Annotated in this window: 11 protein-coding genes; 6 read left to right on the top strand and 5 right to left on the bottom strand. The window is 62.5% G+C overall.

The window, feature by feature from the left end; genetic code table 11:
* The 6 genes from WCE35_RS10800 to WCE35_RS10775 form a co-directional block, all read left to right on the top strand.
* A partial coding sequence (locus WCE35_RS10800) for an LptA/OstA family protein (protein ID WP_424593327.1) occupies positions 1-410 on the top strand: 410 nt, incomplete at its 5' end.
* Positions 411-645: 235 nt separating this feature from the next.
* Positions 646-1,653, top strand: a complete 1,008-nt coding sequence (gene lptB, locus WCE35_RS10795; RefSeq protein WP_424593326.1) for an LPS export ABC transporter ATP-binding protein — start codon at positions 646-648, stop codon at positions 1,651-1,653.
* A gap of 91 nt (positions 1,654-1,744) precedes the next feature.
* A complete protein-coding gene (rpoN, locus tag WCE35_RS10790; protein WP_424593325.1) occupies positions 1,745-3,403 on the top strand; it encodes an RNA polymerase factor sigma-54 in 1,659 nt (552 codons plus the stop codon).
* A 76-nt stretch (positions 3,404-3,479) separates the two neighbouring features.
* Positions 3,480-4,082, top strand: coding sequence for a ribosome hibernation-promoting factor, HPF/YfiA family (gene hpf, locus WCE35_RS10785; protein WP_424593324.1), 603 nt, complete (start codon positions 3,480-3,482; stop codon positions 4,080-4,082).
* A 231-nt stretch (positions 4,083-4,313) separates the two neighbouring features.
* Complete coding sequence (gene ptsN / locus WCE35_RS10780) at positions 4,314-4,775, top strand: PTS IIA-like nitrogen regulatory protein PtsN (RefSeq protein WP_424593323.1); 462 nt, start codon at positions 4,314-4,316, stop codon at positions 4,773-4,775.
* The gene (locus WCE35_RS10775) at positions 4,723-5,169 is read left to right on the top strand and encodes a tautomerase family protein (RefSeq protein WP_424593322.1); all 447 of its coding nucleotides are present in this window, start codon (positions 4,723-4,725) and stop codon (positions 5,167-5,169) included. Before ptsN ends, WCE35_RS10775 begins: the two co-directional genes overlap by 53 nt.
* Positions 5,170-5,182: 13 nt before the next feature.
* On the opposite strand, the gene WCE35_RS10770 is transcribed toward WCE35_RS10775, so the two are convergent.
* The 5 genes from WCE35_RS10770 to WCE35_RS10750 all read right to left on the bottom strand — a co-directional run bounded on the left by WCE35_RS10770 (position 5,183) and on the right by WCE35_RS10750 (position 7,359).
* Positions 5,183-5,719, bottom strand: coding sequence for a GNAT family N-acetyltransferase (locus WCE35_RS10770; protein WP_424593321.1), 537 nt, complete (start codon positions 5,717-5,719; stop codon positions 5,183-5,185).
* Positions 5,720-5,859: 140 nt separating this feature from the next.
* Complete coding sequence (locus WCE35_RS10765; protein WP_424593320.1) at positions 5,860-6,042, bottom strand: type II toxin-antitoxin system RelE/ParE family toxin; 183 nt, start codon at positions 6,040-6,042, stop codon at positions 5,860-5,862.
* A 116-nt stretch (positions 6,043-6,158) separates the two neighbouring features.
* Positions 6,159-6,434, bottom strand: coding sequence for a ribbon-helix-helix domain-containing protein (locus WCE35_RS10760; protein ID WP_424593319.1), 276 nt, complete (start codon positions 6,432-6,434; stop codon positions 6,159-6,161).
* Between the two features lie 183 nt (positions 6,435-6,617).
* A complete protein-coding gene (locus WCE35_RS10755; RefSeq protein ID WP_424593318.1) occupies positions 6,618-6,884 on the bottom strand; it encodes a DUF1150 family protein in 267 nt (88 codons plus the stop codon).
* Positions 6,885-6,933: 49 nt separating this feature from the next.
* Entirely contained in the window at positions 6,934-7,359 is a 426-nt protein-coding gene (locus WCE35_RS10750) for an Hsp20 family protein (RefSeq protein ID WP_424593328.1), read from the bottom strand.
* Positions 7,360-7,521: the final 162 nt, after the last annotated feature.

The raw sequence follows: 7,521 nt of genomic DNA, 5'->3' as shown, positions 1-7,521 counted from the left end.
CAAGCCCGGCGGCGGCCGCGCCGCCGCCCGCCAATGCGAAGGCCGCCAAGTCCGCTCCGATGCAGTCGGCGACCCCCGGCCCGGGCGGCAGCTCGTCCATCAAGCGGCTGGAGGCGAAAGGCAACGTCGTCGTCACGCAGAAGGATCAGGTCGTGACCGGAGAGACCGCAATATTCGATACCAAGGCCAATCTGATCACCATGCTTGGCGGCGTGGTTCTGACCCAGTGCAAGAATGTGCTGCGCGGCGACCGCCTGCTGGTGGACATGACGACCGGCGTATCGCGGGTGGAATCCGACAGCGGCAAAGTGCAGGGGCTCTTCAACCAGTCGTCGGGGCAGGGCTGTGGGTCGGCGTCCTCGGGACCAGGGCCGGCCGTGCCCTCGCCGATGCCAGGCAAGCCCAGGTAACTCAAAGGCAAATCACAAGCAGATCAATCGCTTACGTACTATTTCGCGGCGGCGAGGTTGAAGCGCGCGGTGCGAGCCTGTATCTACTGAGGCGGCCCGGCCGTTGGATCCGCGCCTTTGGCGATCTGAGGTGTTCCGCTGGGCAAGGGACATCCATTCATTCATGCTTCGCGGGCGAATTGACTTGCCCGTGGACGTATCGCGGGATCACCGCGAAAGGCTGGGCGAAGCGGGGATGGTGGATTTATTCGGCATGTTCCGGCGGCGTGCTGCGAAACGCGGTCCACCCGGCTTTGCACGCTCGCGCGAGGACATCACCGCGCCCGGCGGTTCCTTCGGCGACATGCTGAAGAGTCCGGTGCGCGACGCGCCGCCGATGGCGCGTACCGCGCCCGTGCCCGGCGTGGAACTGCCTCGTGCGCCACAATCGGCCGCGGAACCGCGGCGCGAGGCAAAACCACATCCGCGGGCCAGACCCCCGAGGGCCAATGGCGCCACCGCGCCGCGACCGATCAAGCGGCCGGGTTATCTGGCGGTGCATAGCGTGGAAAAGAGTTTCGGCACACGCCAGGTCGTGCGAGGCGTCAGCATCTATGTGCGCCGCGGCGAGGCTGTCGGGTTGCTCGGCCCGAACGGCGCCGGCAAGACCACGGTGTTTTACATGATCACCGGGCTGATCAAGGCCGATCGCGGCGCGATCGAGCTCGACGGCCATGATGTCACGAAGCTGCCGATGTATCAGCGCGCGCGGCTCGGCATCGGCTATTTGCCGCAGGAAGCTTCGATCTTTCGCGGCCTCACGGTGGAGCAGAATATTCGTGCCGTGCTGGAGGTGGTCGAGCCCTCAAGGAAGAAGCGTGAGGCCGAGCTCAATTCGCTGCTCGACGAATTCAACATCGCGCGGCTGCGCAAGACGCCCTCGATCGCGCTTTCCGGCGGCGAGCGCCGCCGCGTCGAGATCGCGCGCGCGCTGGCGACGCGCCCAAATTACATGCTGCTCGACGAACCCTTCGCCGGCATCGATCCGATCGCGGTCGGCGACATTCAGGACCTGGTCCGCCATCTGACCAATCGCGGCATCGGCGTCCTGATCACCGACCACAATGTGCGGGAAACGCTCGGCCTGACCGACCGCGCCTACATCGTCTATGCCGGTGAAATCCTGACGGAGGGAAGTCCGGAGGAGATCGTCAACGACCCGGATGTTCGCCGCCTTTACCTTGGCGAGGAATTTCGCCTCTAGTCCATTTTTACCGGACGTCAAGCCGTGTACATCGGGTTTGGACTAGGATAAGCAAGAATCGGACCAACTTCCTGGGATCGTTCTTGCCTCCATGGCGCTGACGCAAAGACTAGAATTCCGCCAGTCGCAGTCGCTGGTGATGACGCCGCAGCTGATGCAGGCGATCAAGCTGCTGCAGCTGTCGAATCTCGACCTTACGGCCTTTGTCGAGGAGGAACTGGAGCGCAATCCGTTGCTGGAGCGGGCGAGCGACGGGCCCGAGGCGCCGGTTGCGGGCGAACCTGCGATGGAACCGGCGGAATTTTCCGACGCCGACGGGCCTGGCAGCCACGGCGACGATGCCGGCGGCGAGCATGTGGAAATGGCCAGCGGCTCCGCCGGAGACAGTTTCGAACCCGGCCCGGAAGAATGGCTGAATCGCGATCTCGGCACCCGCACCGAGATCGAGCAGACGCTGGATACCGGTCTCGACAACGTCTTCTCCGAAGAGCCCGCCGAAGCCGCTGCGCGCGCGGCGCAGGACGCGGCGCCCACCGCCTATACCGAATGGGGCGGCGGTGCCTCCAATGACGACGATTACAATCTCGAAGCCTTTGTGGCGGCCGAAGTCACGCTCGGCAGCCATCTCGCCGAGCAGCTGGCCGTTGCATTTAGTGCGCCCGTACAACGCCTGATCGGGCAATATCTGATCGACCTCGTCGATGAGGCCGGTTATCTGCCGCCCGATCTTGGCCAGGCCGCCGAACGGCTCGGCGCCTCGCATCGGGATGTCGAGGCGGTTCTCGCGGTGCTGCAGAAGTTCGATCCGCCCGGCGTCTGCGCGCGATCGCTCAGCGAGTGCCTTGCGATCCAGTTGCGCGAACTCGACCGCTACGACCCGGCGATGCGGGCGCTGGTCGAACATCTCGACCTCCTGGCCAAGCGTGACATCGCCTCGTTGCGGAAGCTATGCGGCGTCGATGACGAAGACATCACCGACATGATCGGCGAGATTCGCCGTCTCAATCCAAAACCCGGCCTGAAGTTCGGCGCGGCGCGTACCCAGACCATGGTGCCGGATGTCTATGTCCGGCCGGGTCCCGACGGCGGCTGGCATGTCGAGCTCAACAGCGACACGTTGCCGCGCGTGCTGGTCAACCAGACCTATTATACCAAGCTGTCGAAGACGATCCGCAAGGACGGCGACAAATCCTATTTCACCGACTGTCTGCAGAATGCGACCTGGCTGGTGCGGGCGCTCGATCAGCGGGCCCGCACCATCCTGAAGGTCGCAACCGAAATCGTGCGCCAGCAGGACGGCTTCTTCACCCAGGGCGTTGCGCATTTAAGGCCGCTCAATCTCAAGGCCGTGGCGGATGCGATCCAGATGCATGAATCGACGGTGTCGCGTGTCACCGCCAACAAATATATGGCGACGAATCGCGGCAGTTTCGAGCTGAAGTATTTTTTCACCGCGTCGATCGCCTCCGCCGATGGCGGCGAGGCCCATTCGGCCGAGGCGGTCCGCCACCACATCAAGCAACTGATCGACGCCGAATCGCCGTCTGCGATCCTGTCCGACGATACGATCGTGGAACGATTGCGCGCGTCCGGTATTGAGATCGCCCGCCGTACCGTCGCGAAATATCGCGAAGCGATGCGGATTCCCTCCTCGGTGCAGCGCCGCCGCGACAAGCAAAGCATGCTCGGTAACGCACTCTCGGCACCTGCCGTGTCCTCCGACCGGTCCCGCGATCCGGCACCGGCCTGATTGCGTTCGCGCCAAATCGCGATAGTGTCGATTCTCTTCCGGAGTGTTCGGGACATCAAGGCAAGCGAGGTATCAAATGACCCTTCGAATCTCGGGAAAAAGCATCAGCGTCGGCGAGACGCTGCGCGCGCGCGTCAACGAACGCACCGATGAGGTCCTGCGCAAGTATTTCGACGGCAATTATTCCGGCCACATCACGCTGAGCAAGGACGGCTTCGGCTTCCGTACCGACTGCGCGCTGCATCTGGATTCCGGAATCACGCTGGAGGCCGATTCGAACGCCACCGACGCCTATGCCAGCGCCGACCAGGCGCTGCTCATGATCGAAAAGCGCCTGCGCCGCTATAAAAGCCGCCTGAAGGATCGTTCGGCCCGCAAGGCCTACGCGGCTTCGGCGGCGCTTGCGGAGCTGAACGGCGGCGGCCTGGACGCGCCGAGCTATGTCATCGAGGCACCGGCGGAAGGCGACGATGAGGTTACCGAATTCAGCCCCGTCATCATCGCGGAGGCGACCACGTCGCTGAAACGGCTTTCGGTCAGCGAAGCCGTCATGGAACTGGACCTGACGGGCGCCGCCTGCCTCGTATTCCAGCACGGCTCCAGCGGCCGGGTGAACATCATTTACCGGCGTAGCGACGGCAATGTCGGCTGGATCGACCCGCCGGCGGTTACCCCTTGACTTATTTGCCCGCCGGCATTGACGCCCCGAAGGCCCCTCCCTATGGTCCGCGCCCTCAAATCTGGGGGGGTGCGGGAACGGCCCGCGGGAGTTGGCACCGCTCACGCGTTGGAGTAGAAGCCCCCAAATCAGAATCTTGGGCCAAGCCTGCTTCCCCGGCTCATCTTTCTTGACGCCGCCGCTGTAAGACCTATCTCGCACCAGACGGTTCAATTCACCTCGGAACGCCCCATGACGATTACCGATCTGGTCGCACCCGAGGCGATCCTCCCGGCGTTGAAGGTCATCAGCAAGAAGCAGGCGCTGCAGGAACTTGCGGCGCGGGCAGCCAGCCTGACCGGCCAGAATGAGCGCTCGGTTTTCGAGGTCCTGCTGCAGCGCGAGAAACTCGGAACCACCGCGGTGGGTTATGGCATCGCCATCCCGCACGGCAAGCTGCCCAAGCTCGAAAAGCTGTTCGGGCTGTTCGCGCGTCTCGAACGCCCGATCGATTTCGAGGCGATGGACGGCCAGCCGGTCGACCTGGTGTTCCTGCTGCTGGCGCCGGAAGGCGCGGGCGCCGATCACTTGAAGGCGCTGGCGCGGATCGCACGGCTGTTGCGCGACCAGGACGTCGCCAAGAAACTGCGCGCCTCGCGCGATGCCGAGGCGATCTATTCGGTGCTCGCGCTGCCGCCGGCCACCGCGGCGTAGGGCACGGATGCCCAATACCCTTATCGCGACGCGGGCCGGATGGATCACTGACCCAAAAACGATAATCGACGCCGTCCAGTCCGCGCTTCGAGAAGCCTTGAAAATCCCCGAAGCGGATCGGACATTACGATTGATCGAACATCCGGTTTCGCACTTTGCCGTTCCGCCCGGCCGCGGGGAGAAATATACGCTCATCGAGGTTACGATGTTTTCAGGACGGTCGATGGACGCCAAGCGAAGGCCTTATCAGACCATTGTCCGCAATCTGGCAACGCTCGGTGTTCCGCCCTTCGATATCAAGATCACGCTGATCGAGACTCCGCCGGAAAATTGGGGCCTGCGCGGTGGAATGCCGGCTTCCGAAATCGACCTCGGCTTCAAGATCGACGTGTAGCCGAAAATCCGGATCAGTGAGGCGTCGAGACGCCTGTTGGCATGGACAGCGTATGCGACAGATATCGGACCGTTCGACTGCCAGCATAGACGCTTGCCGTACCGACCTCGACAAATCCTAACGCGGCATGGAAAGCGTCAGAGCCCGGGTTCGGAGGGCTGCTGTTGACTGCGCAAACGACACGCTCGTGTCCGGCCCGAACCGCGTGTTCGAACAGATCGTGATAGAGGCGGCGCGCACAGCCGCGCCCGCGAACCGATGATGCGACCACGATCCGATCCACATACACAAAGCGTGGATAGCGGGCGCAGAACCACAGGAAATTCGGGCTGTCGTATTTGGCATCCTGATCGAATGCCAACATGAAGGCGTCAAGGTTTCCAATTCTTCGGGCCAGGAAAGCCTGTTCGACGAGGTGCTCCAGCCGCTCCGGTTCCAGCCAGGATAGTTCGTGCGCATGGGCGTTATTGAGCGCAACCAGAGCGTTGCCGAGCCGTGAGGCGGGCGATGCGTCAGAGCGCGCGATAAGTTGCAAATCATCGTCAATCATATGAAGTTCAACACATGCTTCGATGCCACCCGACTCCTCAGGGCGAAGTCTGGCTTGGCGGACTTCACGCGGAGGATCGGGACTATATTAAGTCCGTAGGTAATTATATTAGAGAGCGCTCCCCTGCCGGGGCGGTCCTTTTATTTGCCCTTGCGCAGCTCGCGCTCGAAATCCCGGCCGCCATAGGCAATGCTAACAATCTCGACCTTCGTTTTCAGAACCCGAAAGGCGATCGCTACCCTGCGCTCGAAGCCGATGACGCGCAGACCGGGCTGGATATCATCGCGGCGTCGGCCGCGCTCCGGAAAGGTTGCCAGCCGCAAACACGCTTCTTGGATCCGCCGGATATATCTGATGGCGACTTTCCGGACTGTTATCGCTGGCAATGTAGTCATACAGCGTTGTCAGGTCGGCGAGGGCATCGTCGCGGAAGACAACCTTATGCGCCACGCTTGGTAGCTTTCACCTTGCGAGCGTGCCGTGCCTCTATACGACTAAAAACCGCTTCAGCCGGGATGCTCGGCTTCTTGTTCGCCATCGAAGCCCTGACCTTGGCCCGCAAGATTTCGTCGAGCGCCGCATCCTCCCGGTCGAGAGCGCGCAGCGCGTGCCGTACTACGTCGCTAGCGTCGTCGTACATGCCGCTATCTAGGCGGCGTTCCAGCAACGAATGCTGGGCGCCCAAGGTGACGCTTATTGCCTTGGCTGGGGCCATGGGTTCTGTCTTTCGCTGACTGTCATCATAATACGATACTACGATCCGTGGTGAAGCGGGCGCAATGTCCGGTGCGGAAATACGGGCGTCTATTCTCGGCGAGAAGGTGGCAGATGCCCGTACGTCACGGATTGAGCTGGAGGCCACCACAAGCTGGGACAGCGACGACGGCAACCAAAGCGTTCAATGCACGCTGACGGCCTGCAACTCGTTGCTCCAGGCGTTGGCAACGGCGGCTTCGCGGCTGTCGGTCAGCATGATCGGCGTGCCGTCGGCGGCGTGGAGCGCGAAAAGCTTCAGTCCCGGCGCGATCTTCGGCGCTTGGGGAAACAATCCCGGCACGTCCTCGGAGCGGACCTGCTTCACATAGGCGATATGGCCCTCGCCCAGATGGGCCAGCGCCTCCAGGGAGACGCCTGCGGGTTCGAACGTCACACTCACTTCACTCATGGTCTCGACTCCTTTGTCGACCAAGCGGTCGAGTCCGCTCCTCGTTGCATTATTCGTGTTCATTGATGGCAATTGTCTTAACGATTCTTTCCGGCTCCGGCCTGGCAAGGTCGATCGACAACAGCCCGTTCTTTAAGTCCGCGCCCAGCACCTGCATCCCCTCCGCCAGCACGAAGGTGCGCTGGAAGTGGCGCGCGGCGATGCCGCGATGGATGTATTGCCGGGCCTTGTCGTCCTGTTGGCGGCCTCGGATCACAAGCTGGTTTTCCTCAATGGTTACATCGAGTTGGTCGCGGGTAAATCCCGCCACCGCCAGCGTGATGCGCAAGCGCTCGGGCTGGCCGTTGGCTCGATCGCACCGCTCGATGTTGTAGGGAGGATAACCGTCGGCGCCTTTGACGACGCGATCGAGCGCACGCTCGATTTCGTCGAATCCCAGAAGGAACGGACTGGACAACGTAGGAACACGAGACATTCCAAAGTCCTCTCGAAGCGACTTTGAGGGGCCCTTGCGGCGCCCCATTCGACCGGTTGGCAATCCTGCTCCCGGACACCGTCAATATGGCGGCGGCCTGGCTCGGGTTCAAGTACCTGCGAAACCGTAACAAAACCGTAATTCCGCAGGCACGGGCGAGCC

Source organism: Bradyrhizobium sp. (genome assembly GCF_049691595.1).
Classification (GTDB): domain Bacteria; phylum Pseudomonadota; class Alphaproteobacteria; order Rhizobiales; family Xanthobacteraceae; genus Bradyrhizobium.
Note: the sequence above shows the minus strand (reverse complement) of the source record. Positions and strands in the feature narration are given on the sequence as shown.

Excerpts from the sequence above, each read along its gene's own strand:
- lptB (WP_424593326.1), top strand. The coding sequence starts at position 646 with ATGGTGGATTTATTCGGCATGTTCCGGCGGCGTGCTGCGAAACGCGGT.
- rpoN (WP_424593325.1), top strand. The coding sequence starts at position 1,745 with ATGGCGCTGACGCAAAGACTAGAATTCCGCCAGTCGCAGTCGCTGGTG.
- hpf (WP_424593324.1), top strand. The coding sequence starts at position 3,480 with ATGACCCTTCGAATCTCGGGAAAAAGCATCAGCGTCGGCGAGACGCTG.
- ptsN (WP_424593323.1), top strand. The coding sequence starts at position 4,314 with ATGACGATTACCGATCTGGTCGCACCCGAGGCGATCCTCCCGGCGTTG.
- WCE35_RS10775 (WP_424593322.1), top strand. The coding sequence starts at position 4,723 with ATGCCGAGGCGATCTATTCGGTGCTCGCGCTGCCGCCGGCCACCGCGG.
- WCE35_RS10770 (WP_424593321.1), bottom strand. The coding sequence starts at position 5,719 with ATGATTGACGATGATTTGCAACTTATCGCGCGCTCTGACGCATCGCCC.
- WCE35_RS10760 (WP_424593319.1), bottom strand. The coding sequence starts at position 6,434 with ATGGCCCCAGCCAAGGCAATAAGCGTCACCTTGGGCGCCCAGCATTCG.
- WCE35_RS10755 (WP_424593318.1), bottom strand. The coding sequence starts at position 6,884 with ATGAGTGAAGTGAGTGTGACGTTCGAACCCGCAGGCGTCTCCCTGGAG.
- WCE35_RS10750 (WP_424593328.1), bottom strand. The coding sequence starts at position 7,359 with ATGTCTCGTGTTCCTACGTTGTCCAGTCCGTTCCTTCTGGGATTCGAC.